Source organism: Escherichia sp. WS1450 (assembly GCF_046487395.1).
GTDB lineage: Bacteria > Pseudomonadota > Gammaproteobacteria > Enterobacterales > Enterobacteriaceae > Escherichia > Escherichia coli.
Genome location: NZ_JBJQJO010000018.1, coordinates 81981 through 102413, shown reverse-complemented (window position 1 = coordinate 102413; position 20433 = coordinate 81981). Strand labels below are relative to the sequence as shown.

At 51.9% G+C, this 20433-nt stretch carries 21 protein-coding genes and 1 pseudogene; 10 read left to right on the top strand and 12 right to left on the bottom strand.

All coding sequences use genetic code 11. The annotated features are described in order from the left end of the window. Positions 1-110 (top strand): annotated as a pseudogene (locus ACJHYR_RS19260) (transposase); the annotation flags it as partial. Between the two features lie 49 nt (positions 111-159). Here the strand turns inward: ACJHYR_RS19260 and ACJHYR_RS19255 are convergent. Both ACJHYR_RS19255 and ACJHYR_RS19250 read right to left on the bottom strand, forming a co-directional pair. Beyond that, positions 160-1368 carry a nicotinamide mononucleotide deamidase-related protein YfaY gene (locus tag ACJHYR_RS19255; RefSeq protein ID WP_000921638.1) on the bottom strand — a complete coding sequence of 403 codons (1209 nt, stop codon included), beginning with the start codon at positions 1366-1368 and terminating at the stop codon, positions 160-162. 99 nt (positions 1369-1467) lie between these two features. Further along, positions 1468-2010, bottom strand: coding sequence for a YfaZ family outer membrane protein (locus tag ACJHYR_RS19250; RefSeq protein WP_001301623.1), 543 nt, complete (start codon positions 2008-2010; stop codon positions 1468-1470). 278 nt (positions 2011-2288) lie between these two features. On the opposite strand from ACJHYR_RS19250, the gene nudI reads away from it, so the two are divergent. Then, entirely contained in the window at positions 2289-2714 is a 426-nt protein-coding gene (nudI, locus tag ACJHYR_RS19245) for a nucleoside triphosphatase NudI (RefSeq protein ID WP_001306470.1), read from the top strand. A 38-nt stretch (positions 2715-2752) separates the two neighbouring features. Here nudI and ais read toward each other — a convergent pair whose 3' ends face one another. Beyond that, complete coding sequence (gene ais / locus ACJHYR_RS19240) at positions 2753-3355, bottom strand: lipopolysaccharide core heptose(II)-phosphate phosphatase Ais (protein WP_001306469.1); 603 nt, start codon at positions 3353-3355, stop codon at positions 2753-2755. Between the two features lie 307 nt (positions 3356-3662). On the opposite strand from ais, the gene arnB reads away from it, so the two are divergent. From arnB to arnF, 7 genes are read left to right on the top strand one after another with little or no spacing between them, the layout of a single operon-like run. Next, complete coding sequence (arnB, locus tag ACJHYR_RS19235) at positions 3663-4802, top strand: UDP-4-amino-4-deoxy-L-arabinose aminotransferase (RefSeq protein ID WP_072837549.1); 1140 nt, start codon at positions 3663-3665, stop codon at positions 4800-4802. A 3-nt stretch (positions 4803-4805) separates the two neighbouring features. Next, entirely contained in the window at positions 4806-5774 is a 969-nt protein-coding gene (arnC, locus tag ACJHYR_RS19230; protein ID WP_000461657.1) for an undecaprenyl-phosphate 4-deoxy-4-formamido-L-arabinose transferase, read from the top strand. After that, positions 5774-7756 (top strand): bifunctional UDP-4-amino-4-deoxy-L-arabinose formyltransferase/UDP-glucuronic acid oxidase ArnA, encoded by a 1983-nt coding sequence (arnA, locus tag ACJHYR_RS19225; RefSeq protein ID WP_000860281.1) that lies wholly within the window; start codon positions 5774-5776, stop codon positions 7754-7756. Before arnC ends, arnA begins: the two co-directional genes overlap by 1 nt. Further along, a complete protein-coding gene (gene arnD, locus ACJHYR_RS19220; protein WP_072837548.1) occupies positions 7753-8643 on the top strand; it encodes a 4-deoxy-4-formamido-L-arabinose-phosphoundecaprenol deformylase in 891 nt (296 codons plus the stop codon). Before arnA ends, arnD begins: the two co-directional genes overlap by 4 nt. After that, positions 8643-10295, top strand: a complete 1653-nt coding sequence (gene arnT / locus ACJHYR_RS19215; RefSeq protein ID WP_000844019.1) for a lipid IV(A) 4-amino-4-deoxy-L-arabinosyltransferase — start codon at positions 8643-8645, stop codon at positions 10293-10295. Before arnD ends, arnT begins: the two co-directional genes overlap by 1 nt. Further along, positions 10292-10627, top strand: a complete 336-nt coding sequence (arnE, locus tag ACJHYR_RS19210; protein WP_000638030.1) for a 4-amino-4-deoxy-L-arabinose-phosphoundecaprenol flippase subunit ArnE — start codon at positions 10292-10294, stop codon at positions 10625-10627. Before arnT ends, arnE begins: the two co-directional genes overlap by 4 nt. Continuing rightward, positions 10627-11013, top strand: a complete 387-nt coding sequence (gene arnF, locus ACJHYR_RS19205; protein ID WP_000523867.1) for a 4-amino-4-deoxy-L-arabinose-phosphoundecaprenol flippase subunit ArnF — start codon at positions 10627-10629, stop codon at positions 11011-11013. Before arnE ends, arnF begins: the two co-directional genes overlap by 1 nt. On the opposite strand, the gene pmrD is transcribed toward arnF, so the two are convergent. The 9 genes from pmrD to ACJHYR_RS19160 all read right to left on the bottom strand — a co-directional run bounded on the left by pmrD (position 11007) and on the right by ACJHYR_RS19160 (position 19278). Continuing rightward, positions 11007-11273 (bottom strand): signal transduction protein PmrD, encoded by a 267-nt coding sequence (gene pmrD / locus ACJHYR_RS19200; protein ID WP_001297080.1) that lies wholly within the window; start codon positions 11271-11273, stop codon positions 11007-11009. The genes arnF and pmrD overlap by 7 nt on opposite strands. Positions 11274-11382: 109 nt before the next feature. Continuing rightward, the gene (gene menE / locus ACJHYR_RS19195) at positions 11383-12738 is read right to left on the bottom strand and encodes an o-succinylbenzoate--CoA ligase (RefSeq protein ID WP_001590425.1); all 1356 of its coding nucleotides are present in this window, start codon (positions 12736-12738) and stop codon (positions 11383-11385) included. Next, positions 12735-13697: an o-succinylbenzoate synthase gene (gene menC, locus ACJHYR_RS19190; RefSeq protein ID WP_001255627.1), complete on the bottom strand. Its 963-nt coding sequence runs from the start codon at positions 13695-13697 to the stop codon at positions 12735-12737. The genes menE and menC overlap by 4 nt, the downstream gene beginning before the upstream one ends. Beyond that, on the bottom strand, positions 13697-14554 hold the full coding sequence (gene menB / locus ACJHYR_RS19185; RefSeq protein ID WP_000639989.1) for a 1,4-dihydroxy-2-naphthoyl-CoA synthase: 858 nt from the start codon (positions 14552-14554) through the stop codon (positions 13697-13699). The genes menC and menB overlap by 1 nt, the downstream gene beginning before the upstream one ends. A 14-nt stretch (positions 14555-14568) precedes the next feature. Further along, a complete protein-coding gene (gene menH, locus ACJHYR_RS19180; protein ID WP_000600521.1) occupies positions 14569-15327 on the bottom strand; it encodes a 2-succinyl-6-hydroxy-2,4-cyclohexadiene-1-carboxylate synthase in 759 nt (252 codons plus the stop codon). Next, positions 15324-16994 carry a 2-succinyl-5-enolpyruvyl-6-hydroxy-3-cyclohexene-1-carboxylic-acid synthase gene (gene menD, locus ACJHYR_RS19175; protein ID WP_001590427.1) on the bottom strand — a complete coding sequence of 557 codons (1671 nt, stop codon included), beginning with the start codon at positions 16992-16994 and terminating at the stop codon, positions 15324-15326. Before menD ends, menH begins: the two co-directional genes overlap by 4 nt. Before the next feature lie 88 nt (positions 16995-17082). After that, positions 17083-18378 carry an isochorismate synthase MenF gene (menF, locus tag ACJHYR_RS19170; RefSeq protein ID WP_001544749.1) on the bottom strand — a complete coding sequence of 432 codons (1296 nt, stop codon included), beginning with the start codon at positions 18376-18378 and terminating at the stop codon, positions 17083-17085. Between the two features lie 78 nt (positions 18379-18456). Continuing rightward, the gene (gene elaB, locus ACJHYR_RS19165) at positions 18457-18762 is read right to left on the bottom strand and encodes a stress response protein ElaB (RefSeq protein WP_000070621.1); all 306 of its coding nucleotides are present in this window, start codon (positions 18760-18762) and stop codon (positions 18457-18459) included. A gap of 54 nt (positions 18763-18816) precedes the next feature. Then, on the bottom strand, positions 18817-19278 hold the full coding sequence (locus tag ACJHYR_RS19160; RefSeq protein ID WP_000574096.1) for a GNAT family N-acetyltransferase: 462 nt from the start codon (positions 19276-19278) through the stop codon (positions 18817-18819). A 64-nt stretch (positions 19279-19342) separates the two neighbouring features. Between ACJHYR_RS19160 and rbn the strand changes: the two genes are divergently transcribed. Further along, positions 19343-20260, top strand: a complete 918-nt coding sequence (rbn, locus tag ACJHYR_RS19155; RefSeq protein ID WP_059327920.1) for a ribonuclease BN — start codon at positions 19343-19345, stop codon at positions 20258-20260. The last annotated feature ends 173 nt before the right edge of the window (positions 20261-20433 follow it).

Genomic DNA, 20433 nt, shown 5'->3' with positions numbered 1-20433 from the left:
TCAGGTATTACTACAAAGGCGTTTTGTGGAGTCCTGGCTATTTTGCCAGTAGCTGCGGAGGTGCGCCAATATCCGTCATCCGCCAATACATTGAACAACAGCAAACACCTGGTCAGGTGGAAAACCGCGCCTTATATCCCCGCCCTGAAGGACGGGGTTTTACAGCGCACTGGATAAAGTCATGGACTCAACAACCTCAATCCAGCCATGCTCACTGGCGATGTCCTGGCCGTTTAACCAACGGCGCAGCATATTCAGTGCCATCATTGCGCACACTTCCTGACGGATAGCCAGGCTGTAGCGCGTAGTGCTGAAACGCACACGCAGAGCGAAAGTGCCGTCTGGCGTGGCTAGCGCAAAGTTGAGATGTTCGTTCTCGAAACCAGAAACAGCCAGTGCCAGCCCGGCAAAATGGTTGGCCCGCCGTTCTGTAATCCAGTGCGCAGTTTGCGCCAGGGTTTCCTCCTGTGAAGGAACCACTTCACACGCCAGCAATGGAGCACCTGCGCGAGAAAGTTGCAAAGCCAATAAACCACCGGTGAATTGCTCGCTCAACGTCAGGCTGAACTGGCGGTTTTGCAATTCGCGGCTGATCTGCGAGGGCAGTCCTTCGGTACCTTCGAAAATCACGCTCTGTCCGGCAACACGTTTAACGTCCAGCCACAGTTTTTCCATCGCCTGTTTCTCGCTTGCCGGTCCGGTGAGTTTCAGTTCGATAATCGGCATAGAAGAGCGATAGCCCATTGTTACCCCCGGCGGCAGTTGCAGGGTGTCCAGGCTTTGTGCCAGATCGCTTTCCGAACGACCAAATGTAGTCAAACGCAGACAAACCGGCGGCTGCGGTAAAGAAAAACGCTCGCGCAGGCGCGGCAGGATTTCGTGCTCGACCATCACCTTAAATTCTGACGGTACGCCGGGGGTAAAGAACATCAGGCAACGATTAAGCTGCACGGCAAAACCACAGGCGGTGCCTACCGGGTTATTGATAAATTCAGCACTGGCAGGTAGCTCCGCTTGTTTACGGTTGCTCGGTGTCATTACTCGTCCACGTTCGTGGAAATAGCGTTCCATCTCTTTGAGCCAGGCCTCATGCAGCACCAGGCCTTCACCTTTTGCTGTTGCAGCGGCGAGTGCGCTTAAATCATCACTGGTCGGCCCCAGCCCGCCGTTAACGATCAGCACATCGGCGTGCTGACTCCGTTCGCGAAGAATGGTCACTAAGTCATCAAGGTTATCTCCCACCGTATTGCGGCGAGATAATGGCAACCCCTGATGAAAGAAAAAATCGGCCAGCCAGGCAGCGTTAGTGTCAACGATTTGCCCGTGTAACACTTCATCCCCGGTGGATAGCATTTCCACTTTTAACATGGTTATCTCCTGCTTTTGTTATCGAATCACTATAACGCAAAGGAAGATAAGGCGTAGTAAGAAACTGAATGGCGCGACAGAATGCCGCGCCGGAAGGGATCAGAAACTGGCGTTAACCCCAACATACGGGCCGTCAGCCACGGCGTTGTCGCGGTTACCGTCTTTACCAGAAAGGTTCAAGTAGCGATAGCCCGCCTCAATACTCACTGGACGCATAATGGTGTAACGCGCGCCCGCATTCGCTTCCTCATAACTTTTAATACCGCTGGAGAGCGAATCCGGAGAGTAGTAATACTCGCCAAACAAACGGAAGCTGTTGCCAATTTTCCACTGCAAACCACCTCCTACCGCTGCGGCATAACCTTCATCGCCGTAATTCGGGTTGGTGTAAACGCCTTTTCCGCCAACGGTCGCCATTAACGGCCCGAGAGGCAGATTCAACCCCAGCCCCACGCCCGCGACGTCACCGTCGTCGTCGTTATGTGTCCAGTTACCGCTTAACGCCAGGCCCGTCGATTCAGTCCCAAAACCGACACCAATATTGGTGTATTCTTTACCCGCCTGACCGCTGATGCTCATTGCATTGACCGATGCAGAAACCAACAGCATTCCGGCCAGACCTGCTAGCGCAATTTTTTTCATTTTCCCCTCTCCCACAAGCAATAAATCAAAATTCCCAAAGCTGCGGGATTGTACTGCCTGGCACAGAGGATTCAATGAGCGAAAAAAGGGATCTAGTCACTTATTGTAACTAAATACTTCTTAAATAATTAAACGCCGAAAAAATAAACACACTTTACCGATACACACAAAAATAATAATAAGTGCAGTTATCATCGCAAAAGAGATTACTGTCACTTTCACATATTTCTGAGTTACCGTATTCTCATGGTTTCTTTTTATTTATAAGGAATATCCCCGTGCGACAACGGACTATTGTATGCCCTTTGATTCAAAATGATGGTGCTTATTTGCTGTGTAAAATGGCCGACGATCGCGGCGTTTTCCCCGGTCAATGGGCGCTTTCGGGTGGTGGCGTGGAGCCTGGCGAACGAATTGAAGAGGCACTACGCCGCGAAATTCGCGAAGAACTGGGAGAACAGCTGCTTTTGACAGAAATCACGCCGTGGACCTTCAGCGATGATATTCGCACCAAGACGTATGCAGATGGTCGCAAGGAAGAGATTTATATGATTTACCTGACTTTTGACTGCGTTTCTGCCAACCGAGAAGTGAAAATAAACGAAGAGTTTCAGGACTACGCGTGGGTAAAACCTGAAGATCTGGTGCATTATGATTTGAATGTCGCCACCCGAAAAACGTTACGTTTGAAAGGTCTTCTGTAATAATGATGACAGCCATTACTGGCTGTCAGATTGAAAATTTAGTGGTTAACGAATTCCCCATCCAGATAAACTTTGCCTTTTTCCACATGCATGACTAAACCATCCAGATAATCAGGTTTAAATGTCGCATCACGCTTATCTTTAGCAATATATGTCAGGCAATGATTATGGGTGAAAATAACGATATTTTTATCAGGCGCTTTGCTTTGTAAGTCCTTAATTGCACTATAAATCTCATTACCGCACTGAAGAAGTCGTTTATCTACCGTCAGCTTTTTACCCGCTGAAAACCAGGTCGCCGACTGAATGGTCCGGACGGTATTACTGGAATAAAGATCGAAATCAGGGATATCAGCACTAAAAGCGTTGCCCAGTTCACGGGCATCCTGGGTACCTTTGACCGTAATACCTGTTTTATCTGACAAGCATTGATTGGTTGAACGATCGCAACGTTCAGCATGGCGAAACAAAACGACAACCGGATGCTGCTGTGCCAGTCTGGCCAGCGTTTTATTGTCGATACGTGGCAAACCATTGCTACTCCAGGCGGCATGAGTACCCAGTCCGGCAATTGCAGCGAGCGCCAGTAAAATGATGAAATATTTTTTTGACTTCAACGAAGAGCGGCAAAAAGCTAACACGTAAACTCCACCTATAGACAAGCGCAACCAGACAATTACCGTGAAATTGAGCGACATTTCTGGCGATAATTAGCAGTTGGTGTAATATTAAAAATCCTGCGATGCCGGCAAAATGCCTCAAAATTTTGCCAAATGCAAAGCCTAAATAAGAAAAAATATAAAAATTTCAATATTTACGTCTAATATTAGTTTCTTAAGGTTAAGTTAATATTCTATCCTTAAAATTTTGCTCCAAATGGCAAAATATACACAACACTCTTTATAGCAAATATAAGTGGACAGGTATTCAATGGCGGAAGGAAAAGCAATGTCAGAATTTTTGCCTTTTTCGCGACCAGCAATGGGCGTGGAGGAACTCGCTGCAGTTAAAGAGGTTCTCGAATCCGGTTGGATCACAACCGGTCCGAAGAATCAGGCGCTTGAACAAGCCTTTTGCCAGTTGACGGGAAATCAGCATGCCATCGCGGTCAGTTCAGCCACCGCCGGAATGCATATCACGCTAATGGCGTTGGAAATTGGCAAGGGCGATGAAGTGATTACGCCTTCCCTGACCTGGGTTTCAACCCTCAATATGATTTCCTTGTTGGGTGCAACGCCGGTAATGGTGGATGTCGACCACGATACGCTGATGGTCACGCCTGAAGCGATCGAGTCAGCCATTACGCCACGCACTAAAGCCATCATTCCGGTGCATTATGCCGGTGCGCCAGCAGATATTGACGCCATTCGCGCCATTGGCGAACGTTACGGCATCGCAGTTATCGAAGATGCTGCCCATGCCGTCGGTACGTATTACAAAGGGCGACATATTGACACAAAAGGTACCGCTATTTTTTCGTTTCACGCCATCAAAAATATTACCTGTGCGGAAGGTGGCCTGATTGTTACAGATAATGAAAACCTTGCCCGCCAGCTACGGATGCTGAAATTTCACGGTCTGGGTGTCGATGCCTATGACAGACAAACCTGGGGCCGTGCACCGCAAGCTGAAGTCTTAACACCGGGCTATAAGTACAATCTGACCGATATTAACGCCGCGATTGCCCTGACACAGTTAGCAAAATTAGAGCACCTCAACACCCGTCGGCGCGAAATTGCCCAGCAATATCAGCAAGCACTGGCAGCTCTCCCCTTTCAGCCATTAAGCCTTCCCGCCTGGCCGCACGTTCACGCCTGGCATCTGTTTATTATTCGTGTCGATGAACAACGTTGTGGTATCAGTCGCGATGCGTTGATGGAAGCGTTAAAAGAAAGAGGTATTGGTACCGGGTTACATTTCCGCGCCGCTCACACACAAAAATATTATCGCCAGCGTTTTCCCACGCTGTCGTTACCGAATACCGAATGGAATAGCGAACGCATCTGTTCGTTGCCGCTGTTCCCGGATATGACCACCGCCGATGCCGACCGCGTCATCACAGCCCTTCAGCAACTCGCAGGACAATAAGCCATGTTTGAAATCCACCCTGTTAAGAAAGTCTCGGTGGTTATTCCCGTTTATAACGAGCAGGAAAGCTTACCGGAATTAATCAGGCGCACCACCACAGCCTGTGAATCACTGGGGAAAGAGTATGAAATCCTGCTGATTGATGACGGCAGTAGCGATAATTCCGCGCATATGCTGGTCGAAGCCTCACAAGCGGAGAATAGCCATATTGTGTCTATTTTGCTTAACCGCAATTACGGGCAACATTCAGCGATTATGGCGGGATTCAGTCACGTTACTGGCGACTTAATTATTACCCTTGATGCCGATCTTCAGAATCCGCCAGAGGAGATCCCCCGCCTGGTGGCAAAAGCCGATGAAGGCTACGACGTGGTAGGAACTGTGCGTCAGAACCGCCAGGACAGCTGGTTTCGTAAAACCGCTTCGAAGATGATTAACCGGCTTATTCAGCGCACCACTGGCAAAGCGATGGGTGACTATGGTTGTATGCTGCGCGCCTATCGCCGTCATATTGTCGATGCGATGTTGCACTGCCATGAACGCAGCACCTTTATCCCGATTCTGGCGAATATCTTCGCCCGCCGTGCCATTGAAATTCCAGTGCATCATGCCGAGCGTGAGTTTGGTGAATCCAAATACAGTTTTATGCGCCTGATTAATTTGATGTACGACCTGGTGACCTGCCTTACCACAACGCCGCTACGTATGCTGAGTCTGCTCGGCAGCATTATTGCGATTGGCGGTTTTAGCATTGCGGTGCTGCTGGTGATTTTACGCCTGACCTTCGGACCACAATGGGCGGCAGAAGGCGTCTTTATGCTATTTGCCGTGCTGTTTACTTTTATTGGCGCTCAGTTTATCGGCATGGGATTACTCGGTGAATATATCGGCAGGATCTACACCGATGTCCGCGCCCGCCCCCGCTATTTTGTTCAGCAAGTTATCCGTCCATCCAGCAAGGAAAATGAATAATGAAAACCGTCGTTTTTGCCTACCACGATATGGGATGCCTCGGTATTGAAGCCCTGCTGGCTGCCGGTTACGAAATTAGCGCCATTTTTACCCATACCGATAATCCCGGTGAAAAAGCCTTTTATGGTTCGGTGGCTCGTCTGGCGGCGGAAAGAGGCATTCCGGTTTATGCGCCGGATAACGTTAATCATCCGCTGTGGGTGGAACGTATTGCCCAACTCTCACCAGAGGTGATTTTCTCTTTTTATTATCGCCATCTTATTTGCGACGAGATTTTGCAGCTCGCTCCCGCAGGTGCATTTAATCTGCATGGTTCGCTGTTACCAAAATATCGTGGTCGCGCGCCGCTGAACTGGGTGCTGGTGAACGGTGAAACGGAAACTGGCGTTACATTGCACCGAATGGTGAAACGTGCCGATGCCGGGGCCATTGTGGCGCAACTGCGCATTGCCATTGCGCCAGACGATATCGCCATTACGCTGCATCATAAGTTATGTCATGCCGCGCGCCAGCTACTGGAGCAGACATTACCCACCATTAAACACGGTAATATTCTGGAAATCGCCCAGCGCGAAAACGAAGCCACCTGTTTTGGTCGCAGAACACCGGAAGACAGTTTCCTCGAATGGCATAAACCGGCATCCGTGCTGCACAACATGGTGCGTGCCGTTGCCGATCCGTGGCCGGGTGCCTTCAGCTATGTTGGTAATCAGAAATTTACCGTCTGGTCGTCACGCGTGCATTCTCATGCGCCTGCAGCACAGCCGGGGAGCGTGATTTCTGTAGCGCCACTGCTGATTGCCTGTGGCGATGGCGCGCTGGAAATCGTCACCGGACAGGCGGGCGACGGCATTACTATGCAGGGCTCGCAATTAGCGCAGACGCTGGGCCTGGTGCAAGGTTCACGCTTGAATAGCCAGCCTGCCTGCACCGCCCGACGCCGTACCCGGGTACTCATCCTCGGGGTGAATGGCTTTATTGGCAACCATCTGACAGAACGCCTGCTGCGCGAAGATCATTATGAAGTTTACGGTCTGGATATTGGCAGCGATGCGATAAGCCGTTTTCTGAATCATCCGCATTTTCACTTTGTCGAAGGCGATATCAGTATTCATTCCGAATGGATTGAGTATCACGTCAAAAAATGTGATGTCGTCTTGCCGCTGGTGGCGATAGCCACGCCGATTGAATATACCCGCAACCCACTGCGCGTATTTGAACTCGATTTTGAAGAGAATCTACGCATTATCCGCTACTGCGTGAAGTACCGTAAGCGAATCATCTTCCCGTCGACTTCAGAAGTTTATGGGATGTGTAGCGATAAATACTTCGATGAGGACCATTCTAATTTAATCGTCGGCCCGGTGAATAAACCACGCTGGATTTATTCGGTGTCTAAACAATTACTTGATCGAGTGATCTGGGCCTATGGCGAAAAAGAGGGTTTACAGTTCACCCTCTTCCGCCCGTTTAACTGGATGGGGCCACGACTGGATAACCTTAATGCAGCGCGAATTGGCAGCTCCCGCGCTATTACGCAACTCATTCTCAATCTGGTAGAAGGTTCACCGATTAAGCTGATTGATGGCGGAAAACAAAAACGCTGCTTTACTGATATTCGCGATGGTATCGAGGCGTTATACCGCATCATCGAAAATGCGGGAAATCGCTGCGACGGCGAAATTATCAACATTGGCAATCCTGATAACGAAGCGAGCATTGAGGAACTGGGCGAGATGCTGCTGGCGAGCTTCGAAAAACATCCGCTGCGCCATCACTTCCCACCGTTTGCGGGCTTTCGCGTTGTCGAAAGTAGCAGCTACTACGGCAAAGGATATCAGGACGTAGAGCATCGTAAACCAAGCATCCGCAATGCCCGCCGCTGCCTGGACTGGGAGCCGAAAATTGATATGCAGGAAACCATCGACGAAACGCTGGATTTCTTCCTGCGCACCGTTGATCTTACGGATAAACCATCATGACCAAAGTAGGCTTACGCATTGATGTCGATACCTTTCGTGGCACCCGTGAAGGCGTGCCGCGTCTGCTGGAAATCTTGAGTAAGCATAATATTCAGGCCAGCATTTTTTTCAGCGTCGGCCCGGACAATATGGGCCGCCATCTCTGGCGACTGGTGAAGCCACAGTTTTTGTGGAAGATGCTGCGCTCAAACGCGGCATCGCTTTATGGCTGGGATATTTTACTGGCAGGTACGGCCTGGCCAGGTAAAGAGATTGGTCATGCCAATGCCGATATCATTCGTGAAGCGGCTAAACACCACGAAGTCGGCCTGCACGCCTGGGATCACCATGCCTGGCAAGCCCATAGCGGTAACTGGGATCGGCAAACAATGGTCGAAGATATCGCACGCGGCCTTCGCACCCTGGAAGAAATTATCGGCCAACCGGTAACTTGCTCCGCAGCCGCTGGCTGGCGTGCCGACCAGCAGGTGATCGAAGCAAAAGAAGCGTTCCATTTGCGCTACAACAGCGATTGTCGTGGAGCGATGCCGTTTCGTCCATTGCTCGAATCAGGAAAACCCGGTACTGCGCAAATTCCGGTGACCTTACCCACCTGGGATGAAGTGATTGGTCGGGATGTGAAATCAGAAGATTTTAACGGTTGGTTACTCAACCGCATCCTGCGAGATAAAGGCACGCCGGTTTATACCATTCATGCAGAAGTTGAAGGCTGCGCTTATCAGCATAATTTTGTGGATCTCCTGAAACGGGCAGCCCAGGAAGGCGTGACATTTTGCCCTTTAAGCGAACTGTTATCAGGGACGTTACCACTCGGACAAGTTGTTCGCGGAAATATTGCCGGACGTGAAGGCTGGCTGGGTTGCCAACAAATTGCGGGTAGTCGCTGATGAAATCGGTACGTTACCTTATCGGCCTCTTCGCGTTTATTGCCTGCTATTACCTGTTACCGATCAGCACGCGTCTGCTATGGCAACCCGATGAAACGCGTTATGCGGAAATCAGTCGAGAAATGCTGGCATCCGGCGACTGGATTGTGCCCCATTTGTTAGGGTTACGTTATTTCGAAAAACCCATTGCCGGATACTGGATTAACAGCATTGGGCAATGGCTATTTGGCGCGAATAACTTTGGTGTGCGGGCAGGCGTTATCTTTGCGACCCTGTTAACTGCCGCGCTGGTGACCTGGTTTACTCTGCGCTTATGGCGCGATAAACGTCTGGCATTACTCGCCGCAGTGATTTACCTCTCATTGTTCATTGTCTATGCCATCGGCACTTATGCCGTGCTCGATCCGTTTATTGCCTTCTGGCTGGTGGCGGGAATGTGCAGCTTCTGGCTGGCAATGCAGGCACAGACGTGGAAAGGCAAAAGCGCAGGATTTTTACTGCTGGGAATCACCTGCGGCATGGGGGTGATGACCAAAGGTTTTCTCGCCCTTGCCGTGCCGGTATTAAGCGTGCTTCCATGGGTTGCAACGCAAAAACGCTGGAAAGATCTCTTTATTTACGGCTGGCTGGCGGTTATCAGTTGCGTACTGACGGTTCTCCCCTGGGGACTGGCGATAGCGCAGCGGGAGCCTGACTTCTGGCACTATTTTTTCTGGGTTGAGCATATTCAACGCTTTGCAATGGATGATGCTCAGCATAGAGCTCCGTTCTGGTACTACTTGCCGGTCATCATTGCCGGTAGCCTGCCGTGGCTGGGATTACTCCCCGGAGCACTGTACGCAGGCTGGAAAAACCGCAAGCATTCCGCAACCGTCTATTTGTTGAGCTGGACGATAATGCCGCTGCTGTTTTTCTCCGTCGCCAAAGGCAAATTGCCCACCTATATTCTTTCCTGCTTTGCACCTCTGGCAATGCTGATGGCGCATTACGCTTTGCTGGCAGCAAAAAATAATCCTCTGGCGCTGCGGATTAATGGCTGGATTAACATCGCTTTTGGTGTCACTGGCATTATTGCCACATTTGTGGTCTCCCCATGGGGACCAATGAACACGCCAGTGTGGCAAACCTTCGAGAGCTATAAAGTCTTTTGTGCCTGGTCGATTTTTTCGCTATGGGCATTTTTCGGCTGGTACACCTTAACAAACGTCGAAAAGACCTGGTCTTTTGCCGCGCTTTGCCCGCTGGGGCTGGCGTTGCTGGTAGGATTTTCAATTCCTGACAGAGTCATGGAAGGAAAACATCCGCAATTTTTTGTCGAGATGACACAAGAATCACTTCAGCCAAGCCGCTATATTCTTACTGATAGCGTCGGTGTTGCCGCAGGTCTGGCATGGAGCCTGCAACGCGATGACATCATCATGTATCGCCAGACAGGTGAGTTGAAATACGGCCTTAATTATCCGGATGCGAAAGGGAGATTTGTCAGCGGTGATGAGTTCGCAAACTGGCTTAATCAACATCGTCAGGAGGGGATTATTACACTCGTGCTTTCGGTTGACCGCAATGAAGATATCAACAGTCTCGCCATTCCGCCCGCAGATGCCATCGATCGTCAGGAGCGTCTGGTGCTGATTCAGTATCGTCCCAAATGATCTGGCTAACATTAGTCTTTGCCAGCTTGCTTAGCGTTGCCGGGCAGTTGTGTCAGAAACAGGCAACCTGCTTTGTGGCGATAAACAAACGGCGCAAACATATCGTGCTGTGGCTGGGACTGGCGCTGGCTTGTCTTGGTCTTGCCATGGTGCTCTGGCTGCTGGTCTTGCAGAACGTACCGGTAGGCATTGCCTACCCGATGTTAAGTCTGAATTTTGTCTGGGTGACGCTGGCTGCAGTAAAACTGTGGCACGAGCCGGTATCACTGCGTCACTGGTGTGGGGTGGCGTTCATTATTGGCGGCATTGTGATCCTCGGGAGTACGGTGTAATGGGCCTGATGTGGGGATTATTCAGCGTCATTATTGCCTCAGCTGCGCAATTAAGCCTGGGTTATGCGGCGAGTCATCTACCGCCGATGACGCACTTATGGGATTTTATCGCGGCGCTGTTAGCTTTTGGCCTGGATGCCCGGATACTGTTACTCGGGCTGCTGGGTTATCTGCTTTCCGTTTTTTGTTGGTATAAAACGCTACATAAACTTGCGTTAAGCAAAGCCTATGCCTTGCTCAGTATGAGCTATGTGCTGGTATGGATTGCATCAATGATACTTCCCGGCTGGGAAGGAACTTTTTCGCTGAAGGCACTACTGGGAGTTGCTTGTATTATGAGCGGGTTGATGTTGATTTTCCTGCCCACGACAAAACAACGTTACTGAGTTTTCCCTGCCGCTGTACACTGCCGTTCCCACTCATCGGGGCTATAACTGCTTGCCGAGAGGACTTTCACCGTATGCAGCTTTTCACGATTAATACAATAAAGCGCATTCTGCAAAGGGGAGAGTAAATCCCCCACTTTCACGGCGAAGTCACTCTTCACTTCGGCGATCATTTTTATCGCGCCGCCAGCATCGCAGAGCATAAGTACATGTCTGTTATCTTGTTTATTGCAGCACGATTTTTTGACCAGCCATTCCATTGCATTATCCTGTTTGCTAAGAGTTTTCACATCAATTTACAGATTAACAGATAAACTCTTTATCAACGGCAATGGAATGGCAGAAATGAGAAGTGAAACGGAGGGTTAATTATTGCTGACGTTGCACCCACTCTTTTAGCGCCTGACGTGAAATTTTAATACCGCCGTTTTTCAGTTCAGGCGGCAACGTTAACCAACGCACCGGTTGCTGAAAACGGGCCAGCTTATCTTTCACCCATTCGCCAAGATCAACGGTTTGCTGGTCATACTCCACCACCGCTACCGGTCGATGACCAAACTCCTTGTCAGCAACGGGAACGATAAACACCTGCAAAACCGCAGGATGTGCAGCAATAACGCGCTCGACTTCTTCTGGCTGAATGCCTTCGCCACCACTGAAGAACAGATTGTCTAAACGTCCGACAATGGTCAGCTTGCCATTATGCATCTCACCGCGATCGCGCGTGGCGCACCAGCCTTCATCATTAACCTGTGGAACCAGTTGCCCGTTACGCCAGTAACCTTCTGCCATGCTGGCAGCCCGCAGCCACACTTCGTCGTTTACGATTTTCACTTCCCGACCCGGCAGCGGCGAACCGACGTCTGCCAGACCGTCGGCTTCTTTCGCACACACTGTGGAGGCAAACTCGGTCAGACCATAGCCGCAAAAGCAACGAATCCCCTGCTCGCGCGCCTGTTCCGTCAACTCGACTGGAATTGCCGCACCACCAAGTAACACCGCTTTCAGGGAAACGGAACTGCGGTTAACCAGCAAACGCCAGAGTTGTGTTGGCACCAGTGAAGCGTGAGTACAGCCTGCCAGCATTTGATCCAATGGCTGTTTATCACGCACCGTCATCCGCGCACCAGCGTATAACCAGCGCCACATAATTCCCTGACCGGAGACGTGAAACAGCGGTAAAGAGAGCAACCAGTCATCGTGATCGCCAAACGGAATCAGCGATAACACCCCTTCGGCGCTGGCAAGATGAGCCTGATAAGTATGAACAGCGGCTTTCGGCAAGCCAGTGGAACCAGAGGTTAACGTCATTGAGCACAGACGCGTCGGCTGCCACGCAGCGGCATGTGCGCCTTCAACCAGCTGAATGTGCAGCGAAGTTAATGCCGGAAACGTGTTTTCCCCATCCGGCACCAGCGCAAATTGCAGCGTAAGATTGGGCAGCAATTCTTCAAGCAACGGTTGCGGCAGCTGAGGGTTCACGGGCAGCACCCGCGCCCCGCATTGCAGTAACGCCAGCCAGGCGAGCAGCGTTTGTGGCGTATTCCACGCCCGCAACATCACACCGCTGCCCTCAACAACGCCCTGCGCCGCAAAGCCGGAGGCTAATTCATCGACGCGAGCACAAAGCTCGCGCCAGTTGAGTTGCTCGTCATTAAGACGTAAGGCGATGGCTTCTCCCCGCACTTGCCGCCAGTGACGCCACGGCCAGTCAGAGAAGATCATAACAACCGCTCCAGCGCATCAACTTCCACGACAGGCAGCGTGCTACCCGGCCAGCGACGTACCTGCTGCGCCTGCATCAGATCCAGCGTGTCCAGCCCTGGAATAGTCTCTGGCGTTAACCAGGCGGCAATCCGCGCCAGTTGCGTTAAGCCTAAGCTCGACTCAATAGATGAACTGATCACCGCCGTCAGCCCCAACGCGTGCGCCGCCTCTACCTGCTCGCGTACTTTCTCCAGGCTGCCCGTGAGCGTGGGTTTGATAACTACCGCGCGCACGCCCTCTTCAGCCACAAAGGTAAAATCCGGCTCGCGCAGGCTTTCATCCCAGGCAATGGCAATGCCGGTTTCACGGGCAAACGCTCGCGAATCATCGCGGGTTTTGCACGGCTCTTCGAGAAAAGCAATGCGGTGGCGATAATCCGGGTTAACGTATTTGGCAAACTGCTGGCCTTTCAGCGGTGTCCAGGCGCGGTTCGCGTCAAGACGCAAATGCAGATCCGGAATTGCCTCCAGCAACAGATTGACCACCATGCCGTCGCGCACGGCTTCGTACAATCCCACTTTGACCTTCGCCACTTTCTCGCCCGGCATATCGGCAAGTTTGAGGATCAGATCGTCCGGATCGCCATTACACAGCGGTGCCGCACGGTAGTTGGCTGCTTGCGGCAACGCATCGGTCAGTTCTGCCAATGCACAGCTTACGCCAAAGGCCACGGAAGGCATCTGCGGTAGCTCGCAATCGCCTGCCAGCCAGTTATTTACCCAGGCAAGCAGCACGCTTTGCGCCTCTTCCCAGGTTTCCTGGCTGAAGCCCGGCAGTGGGGAGATCTCCCCCCACCCTTCGCGCTCGCCCTCACGCAGGCAAACGTACAGCCCGTCGCGGGTTTTTAACCGCCTGTCGCGCAGAACCACCCCCGCGTCCATGGGGATCTGCCAGCGGTATACCTGCGCGCTACGCATTACGGATTCCGTTTGAATTTGCTGAAGTCAGGCTGACGTTTCTGGTTGAAGGCGTTGCGACCTTCCTGACCTTCTTCCGTCATGTAGAACAGCATGGTGGCGTTGCCCGCCAGCTCCTGCAGACCTGCCTGACCGTCACAGTCGGCGTTCAGTGCAGCTTTCAGGCAGCGCAGCGCCATCGGGCTGTTTTGCAGCATTTCGCGGCACCAGCGGACGGTTTCTTTTTCCAGATCCGCCAGCGGTACCACGGTGTTTACAAGGCCCATATCCAGCGCCTGTTTCGCGTCGTACTGACGGCACAGGAACCAGATTTCACGTGCTTTTTTCTGCCCGACGATGCGCGCCATGTAGGAAGCGCCCCAGCCGCCGTCGAAGGAACCGACTTTCGGGCCAGTCTGACCGAAGATGGCATTATCTGCCGCGATAGTCAGGTCGCACATCATGTGCAGAACGTGACCGCCGCCGATGGAGTAGCCAGCCACCATCGCGACAACCGGTTTCGGACAGGTACGGATCTGACGCTGGAAGTCCAGCACGTTCAGGTGATGTACGCCGGAATCATCTTTATAGCCGCCGTAATCGCCACGCACTTTCTGGTCACCACCGGAGCAGAACGCTTTATCGCCTGCACCAGTCAGAATGATCACGCCGATGTTGTCGTCATAACGCGCATCTGCCAGCGCCTGGATCATCTCTTTTACCGTCAGAGGACGGAAGGCATTGCGCACCTGCGGACGATTAATGGTGATTTTTGCGATACCGTCGGCAGATTTTTCATAACGAATGTCCTCGAAACCTTCGGAGCAGTCGTGCCATTCAACCGGTGCGTAAAGCATTGCTTCATCAGGATAAATCATATTGTGTCCTTTAGTCAGAAACGCAAGATCTGCGCCAGACTTGCGATTACGCCAGCGGGATTTTCCCGATGCGCGTTATGTCCGGCGCGAGGAATGACATGGCATTCGGCAGCCAGTTCCGCCGCCAAGGCGCGGAATTTGCTGTCACGTTCACCACATAAATAATAAAACGCAAATGTGCGGGCGCTAAGGTTAGCACGTAAATCAGGCTGAACGGCGAGAGAAGTCGCCTCCAGCATGGCGGCAAGGGTTGTGCCATTATTGTTGCTGCGCAGCGCCACCAGCTCCCGGCGTTGATCGTCATTGAGCGAGGTAAAAACAGGCTGTTGATACCAATCGGCAAATACCGCCGTTAACGGTTCTGTACGAAAACGCTGCGCCCATTGGCGATCGGAACGCTGACGTTCCGCGCGTTGTTCAGCATTTTGCAACCCAGGATGCCCGCCTTCGACAACAACTCCACAAAGCCCCGCCAGCTCCTGGCAAGCCGCCATCATCGCCACCCGTCCGCCAAGCGAGTACCCCACCAGCCAGAAGTTAAGGATGTTGTAACTAACCAGCGTTTTACACAGTAAGTCGGTGACATCATCAAATCCATCGACGCTGATCGTCGCTGAACCACCGTGACCTGGGAGATCAACATACAACCGCGAGTAGTCGGCAAACGCCTCGCCCACTTCTTGCCATTCGTGGCAATCGCCGGAAAAACCGTGCAAAAACACCAGCCAGGGTAAACCTGGTTTGCCGTGTTTTGCCTGCGCGTGCAGGATCATAAATGGCTTACCTGCGCCAGAAGTTGCTGGAGCGTTTGCGCACCATCGGTGTCGTTAACCACCATTTCAATCACCGTGGTGGTTGGCGTGCGCCAGGCGTCAGCAAGCGCCGTTTCAAGTTCCTGCCAGTTTTGCGGACGATGATATTTCAGCTCGAACATCGCGGCGGCGTGCTCAAAATGGACGTTTTGCGGCATCAGATAGAAACGCTCGCGCTCGTTTTTCGGCGTTGGCAACAGCGAGAAAATTTGCCCGCCGTTGTTGTTCACCACAATTAATACCAGCGGCGCGGAAACCTGACGTAATAACGCCAGCGCGTTGAGATCGTAAAGTGCTGAGAGATCGCCCACAATCGCCAGCGTCGGTTTGCCACTGGCCCGCTGAACGCCAGCGGCAGTTGAGAGCAGCCCGTCGATACCGCTGGCACCACGGTTGCTGTACACCGGGTAACCTGCCGGAAGTTGCGAAAGCGCATCAATCAGACGTACCACCAGGCTGTTACCGACAAACAATTGCCCCTGTTCAGGCAGATAGTCGCTGATGCGATGCGCCAGTTGCGCTTCGCCAAACGCATCGCGACGGGCAATAACCGCCTGCATTGCCTGTTCAGCCAGGCGCGGGATTTCAACGCACCAGGGCTGGCGTTTTTCTGCCGGATGTTGCTCCAGCCAGTCGGCAATATTGGCAATTAAGCGACGTCCGCGATGGTGTGCCGGATCAAGTCGCCCTTCAATGTCATCAACAATCCAGTACTCTTCGGGTTCACAGATTGCCTGCCATTGCAGGAGCCGTTTGCCCGTCAGGCCGCTTCCCAGTTGCACCACAATTTGCGCCTGTTGCAGTTCGCTGATCGCTTTGGCATTGCCTAACCAGAGATCGGCACACGGCAGCGGCTGCCCGGTTTGCGACAGCACATCGCCGATCAGCGGCCAGCCAAGAGTTTGCGCCCACAGTGTAACTTTTTTGCCCTCTTCCGCACTCATGCGCCCGGCAACCACCACGCCGCGCTTTTGTCGCCAGAAGAACCAGTCGCGCTGTTTTTCACTTTCCAGACGAGGCGCTTCACGCAGCCACGGCTTATCGTCCTGCCACCAGTCGCCCAGACGCTGTTGCCAGCTAAGCCCGGTGTCGTCCATTTCGCCATACAGCGGTTCAGCAAACGGGCAGTTGATATGGACTCCACCAGCATGAAGCGTACCGAGAGCGTGGTCGATGGTAGAAACCAGCCAACGTGCGGGGATATCCTGGGTCGGGCGCGGCAGTGAAATACTGTGCGTGGGGTGAGAGGCGAACATTCCCGGCTGACGAATCGCCTGATTCGCGCCGCAGTCAATTAGCTCCGGCGGGCGATCGGCGGTTAACAGGATCAGTTTTTCTCCGGTTAACCCAGCTTCAATCAGTGCAGGATAGAGATTTGCTACCGCCGTGCCGGAGGTCACAATCACCGCCACCGGCTGCTTGCTGACTTTCGCCAGCCCCAGCGCCAGATGCCCCAGTCCACGCTCATCGAAATGGGTGTGGTGAATGAATGCGGAATTCTCCGCCGCCGCTAACGTTAACGGTGTAGAACGCGAGCCAGGGGCGATACAGATGTGTCTGACGCCGTGACGCGTTAATGCTTCCAGAATGACCGCCGCCCAGCGTCGGTTAAATGCGCTTACTGACATGAGTTTGTCCGGTATCAATATTGCGGCTAAGTATAAGGAGCTACAAAAATAGATTATTGATATGAATCGGTAATGATGCGACTCATTACTATTCCATTTGTAATAAAGTACGCAGCCCTGCCGCTTTGTTGTCGATTTCCTGCCACTCTTGCTCGGGGTCGGAACCACGGACAATGCCCGCGCCAGCATATAATCGCACGACATTGCCACTGATTTTTGCTGAGCGCAGGGAAACGCAGAATTCGCTTTGTTGTAAAGAGAGATAGCCCGCAGAACCGGCGTACCATTCTCGGGTGAACGGTTCGTGACGGGCGATAAACTGTCGCGCCAGATCGCGCGGTAAGCCAGCAACTGCTGCCGTTGGCTGCAACTGATGTAAACAGATCACATCATCCGCTTTGTTGAGTGCAGTCCAGATACAGCGGCGAAGATGCTGCACTTTACGCAGACGCAGTACCTGCGGCGGTAAAACATCCAACGTCTGGGTATCGGCCTGCAATCGTTGGCAGATATCCTCTACCACCAACATGTTCTCGCGCTGGTTTTTATCATCCGCCATCAGCCACTCACCCAACCGCTGCGCCTGCTTATCATCAGGATGATTTGCTACCGTTCCCGCCAGCGCTTCAGTACGCAGCGCTTTGTCACGCCGCCGCCATAATCGTTCCGGTGAAGAGCCAAGAAAAGCATTTTCGCCATCAAAGGCCATGTAAAAATGATAGCAGTTCAGATTAAGCCGACGACTGGCAGCCATCATCGCTGCCGCATTGACCGGACTTGCGAAATGCAGGTCAGTTGCCCGAGCAAGCACCACTTTGTCGAGCTCACCTTCGGCGATGGTTTTCGTTGCCAGTTCGATTAATTGCGTCCAGCCCGTTTTGTCCGGCCAGTGTTGTTCTCGGGTGGTGGTTAAATGTAACCCAGGCAAGGGTTTAATACTCACCAGTGTGGCGATAAATTCTTCTGCCTTAATCGCATCATGCTGAAGGGAGCTTTCGCTGAATAGCGTCAGTCGCAGCGTGGCTTTACCACCACAGCGTCGCCATTCAAGGCGTGGTAAAAGTAAATTACCCTGCGACGGGTCAAACGCATTCAGCCCCCAGATGCGTAAGTCGGCGTGTTCCGGGTGCTGACGAAGAAAACATTGTGCCTGGTCCAACGACGTAAAACGGATAATCGCGCCCAGGACAGCAGCTTCTTCATCACCATTACGTTGTTGCCAGTAGAATTGCGGGTACGTTTGCTGACTGGCCAGCCAGCTCAAGGCATCAAAAGCGTCATTGAGAGGGAAAGGAATATCAATAACCCGAATGCCGGGTGTCGCCGGAATCTCTTGCGACAAATGGCGCAGTAGATTTTCCAGCGCCGTAGTAAGTGATTGCACGCGGACCTCTCCCTGTTAAAAGCCTCACATTATACGGGGTACTACAAAAAAAATGCAGTACCCCGGTGTAGGGAGGTTTTAACGGCGTGCCAGCAACAGTCCTAGTACCAGCCCAACGGCCGCGCCCACACCAATTCCTTGCCAGGGTTTTTCGTGGACGTAGTCATCAGCACGATAAACAGCCTGCTTCGCCCGATAGTAATAACTGTCTGAAGCCTGGCTAACCCGTTTTTTCACATCATCCAGCGCTTTTTCTGCACGCGCTTTCAGCTCAACATATTTCTGATCGGCGGGATCGCCAGAGGAGCGGAGCACCTCTTCCAGTGTTTCACTAAGCAGCGTCAGGTCATCATCGATACGTGTATCACCAAACTGATTAGACATTCTCGTTCTCCATTTGCGTAAAACCTGTCACTAACTATAGACAAGGGTTATTGATTACGCCTGAATTACCTCGCGTGCCATCCCGATGTGTGGGATACCATCTTCTTCATAGACCTCCGTCACAGGGATAAAGCCAAAACTCTGGTAGAAGTTTTGCAGATGCGCCTGCGCCCCGAGGTAAACAGGTTTATCAGGCCAGTGACGCGTACATGTTTCGAGTGTTTTACTCATCAGCTGCTGCCCCACTTTTTCGCCACGCAACGCTTCACTAACAATCACCCGACCAATAACGACCGGATCAAGATCATCATCACTTTTCAGAATCCTCGCATACGCCACCAGTTCATCATTTTTCCAACCGAGAATATGGCGATTATCCCTCGTCAAATCATCACCATCGATATCCTGATAAGGGCAATTCTGCTCAACAACAAACACCGCGCAACGCAGTTGTAATAAGGCATAAAGCTGGGAAACCGATAATTCAGAGTGATGCAGATCTTGCCATTCAATCATAATGCTCTCCTTTTAGATGTATGCCTTATACTAGCCGGAATATTTTTTGAAACGTGATGAACTCATGGAATTAATTTTTTTAGGTACTTCAGCCGGGGTGCCAACCCGCACGCGCAATGTCACGGCAATATTGCTTAACCTGCAACATCCGACCCAGAGCGGACTTTGGTTGTTTGACTGCGGTGAAGGCACCCAGCATCAGCTACTGCATACCGCCTTTAACCCTGGAAAACTGGACAAGATTTTTATCAGTCACCTTCATGGCGATCATCTCTTTGGTTTACCCGGCTTGCTGTGCAGTCGTTCTATGTCTGGTATTGTCCAACCCTTAACGATTTATGGTCCGCAAGGTATCCGTGAATTTGTGGAGACCGCGCTGCGGATTAGCGGCTCATGGACCGATTATCCACTGGAAATTGTCGAAATTGGCGCTGGCGAAATTCTCGATGATGGCCTGCGCAAAGTGACCGCTTATCCGCTGGAACACCCACTGGAATGCTATGGCTATCGTATTGAAGAACATGATAAACCGGGTGCATTAAATGCCCAGGCATTAAAAGCTGCTGGCGTACCGCCTGGCCCACTGTTTCAGGAATTAAAAGCGGGCAAAACAATCATGCTGGAAGACGGAAGGCAGATTAACGGCGCAGATTACTTAGCCGCTCCAGTGCCAGGTAAAGCGCTCGCTATTTTCGGCGATACCGGCCCCTGCGATGCCGCAATTGACCTGGCTAAAGGTGTCGATGTCATGGTGCACGAAGCGACGTTGGATATAACCATGGAAGCCAAAGCCAATAGTCGCGGCCATAGCTCTACACGCCAGGCTGCGACACTAGCCCGTGAGGCTGGAGTCGGTAAGCTAATCATTACCCACGTCAGCTCGCGCTATGATGACAAAGGTTGTCAGCACCTGTTACGTGAATGCAGGTCAATTTTCCCGGCGACTGAACTGGCGAATGATTTCACCGTGTTTAACGTTTAACTCTGCTTATTATTAAAAACAGGGCGAAACTTGCCCTGTTATCGCAACCCGCGCTACATATATCCACCCACACGGGCATATTGAGCGATTTTTGATATTTATTCATCTCCTTACGCACTATATTCAGAGCAATAAGTTGCCTCTTTTTATCTTCATTCAGCACAACCTTTGCA

What these genes read in the sequence shown, in the direction of transcription:
- menC (WP_001255627.1), bottom strand. Translation starts at nt 13,697, where the DNA reads ATGCGTAGCGCGCAGGTATACCGCTGGCAGATCCCCATGGACGCGGGG.
- ACJHYR_RS19160 (WP_000574096.1), bottom strand. Translation starts at nt 19,278, where the DNA reads ATGATTGAATGGCAAGATCTGCATCACTCTGAATTATCGGTTTCCCAG.
- ACJHYR_RS19255 (WP_000921638.1), bottom strand. Translation starts at nt 1,368, where the DNA reads ATGTTAAAAGTGGAAATGCTATCCACCGGGGATGAAGTGTTACACGGG.
- pmrD (WP_001297080.1), bottom strand. Translation starts at nt 11,273, where the DNA reads ATGGAATGGCTGGTCAAAAAATCGTGCTGCAATAAACAAGATAACAGA.
- arnE (WP_000638030.1), top strand. Translation starts at nt 10,292, where the DNA reads ATGATCTGGCTAACATTAGTCTTTGCCAGCTTGCTTAGCGTTGCCGGG.
- arnC (WP_000461657.1), top strand. Translation starts at nt 4,806, where the DNA reads ATGTTTGAAATCCACCCTGTTAAGAAAGTCTCGGTGGTTATTCCCGTT.
- elaB (WP_000070621.1), bottom strand. Translation starts at nt 18,762, where the DNA reads ATGTCTAATCAGTTTGGTGATACACGTATCGATGATGACCTGACGCTG.
- menB (WP_000639989.1), bottom strand. Translation starts at nt 14,554, where the DNA reads ATGATTTATCCTGATGAAGCAATGCTTTACGCACCGGTTGAATGGCAC.
- arnB (WP_072837549.1), top strand. Translation starts at nt 3,663, where the DNA reads ATGTCAGAATTTTTGCCTTTTTCGCGACCAGCAATGGGCGTGGAGGAA.
- menE (WP_001590425.1), bottom strand. Translation starts at nt 12,738, where the DNA reads ATGATCTTCTCTGACTGGCCGTGGCGTCACTGGCGGCAAGTGCGGGGA.
- arnD (WP_072837548.1), top strand. Translation starts at nt 7,753, where the DNA reads ATGACCAAAGTAGGCTTACGCATTGATGTCGATACCTTTCGTGGCACC.
- rbn (WP_059327920.1), top strand. Translation starts at nt 19,343, where the DNA reads ATGGAATTAATTTTTTTAGGTACTTCAGCCGGGGTGCCAACCCGCACG.
- menH (WP_000600521.1), bottom strand. Translation starts at nt 15,327, where the DNA reads ATGATCCTGCACGCGCAGGCAAAACACGGCAAACCAGGTTTACCCTGG.
- arnF (WP_000523867.1), top strand. Translation starts at nt 10,627, where the DNA reads ATGGGCCTGATGTGGGGATTATTCAGCGTCATTATTGCCTCAGCTGCG.
- ACJHYR_RS19250 (WP_001301623.1), bottom strand. Translation starts at nt 2,010, where the DNA reads ATGAAAAAAATTGCGCTAGCAGGTCTGGCCGGAATGCTGTTGGTTTCT.
- arnA (WP_000860281.1), top strand. Translation starts at nt 5,774, where the DNA reads ATGAAAACCGTCGTTTTTGCCTACCACGATATGGGATGCCTCGGTATT.
- arnT (WP_000844019.1), top strand. Translation starts at nt 8,643, where the DNA reads ATGAAATCGGTACGTTACCTTATCGGCCTCTTCGCGTTTATTGCCTGC.
- menD (WP_001590427.1), bottom strand. Translation starts at nt 16,994, where the DNA reads ATGTCAGTAAGCGCATTTAACCGACGCTGGGCGGCGGTCATTCTGGAA.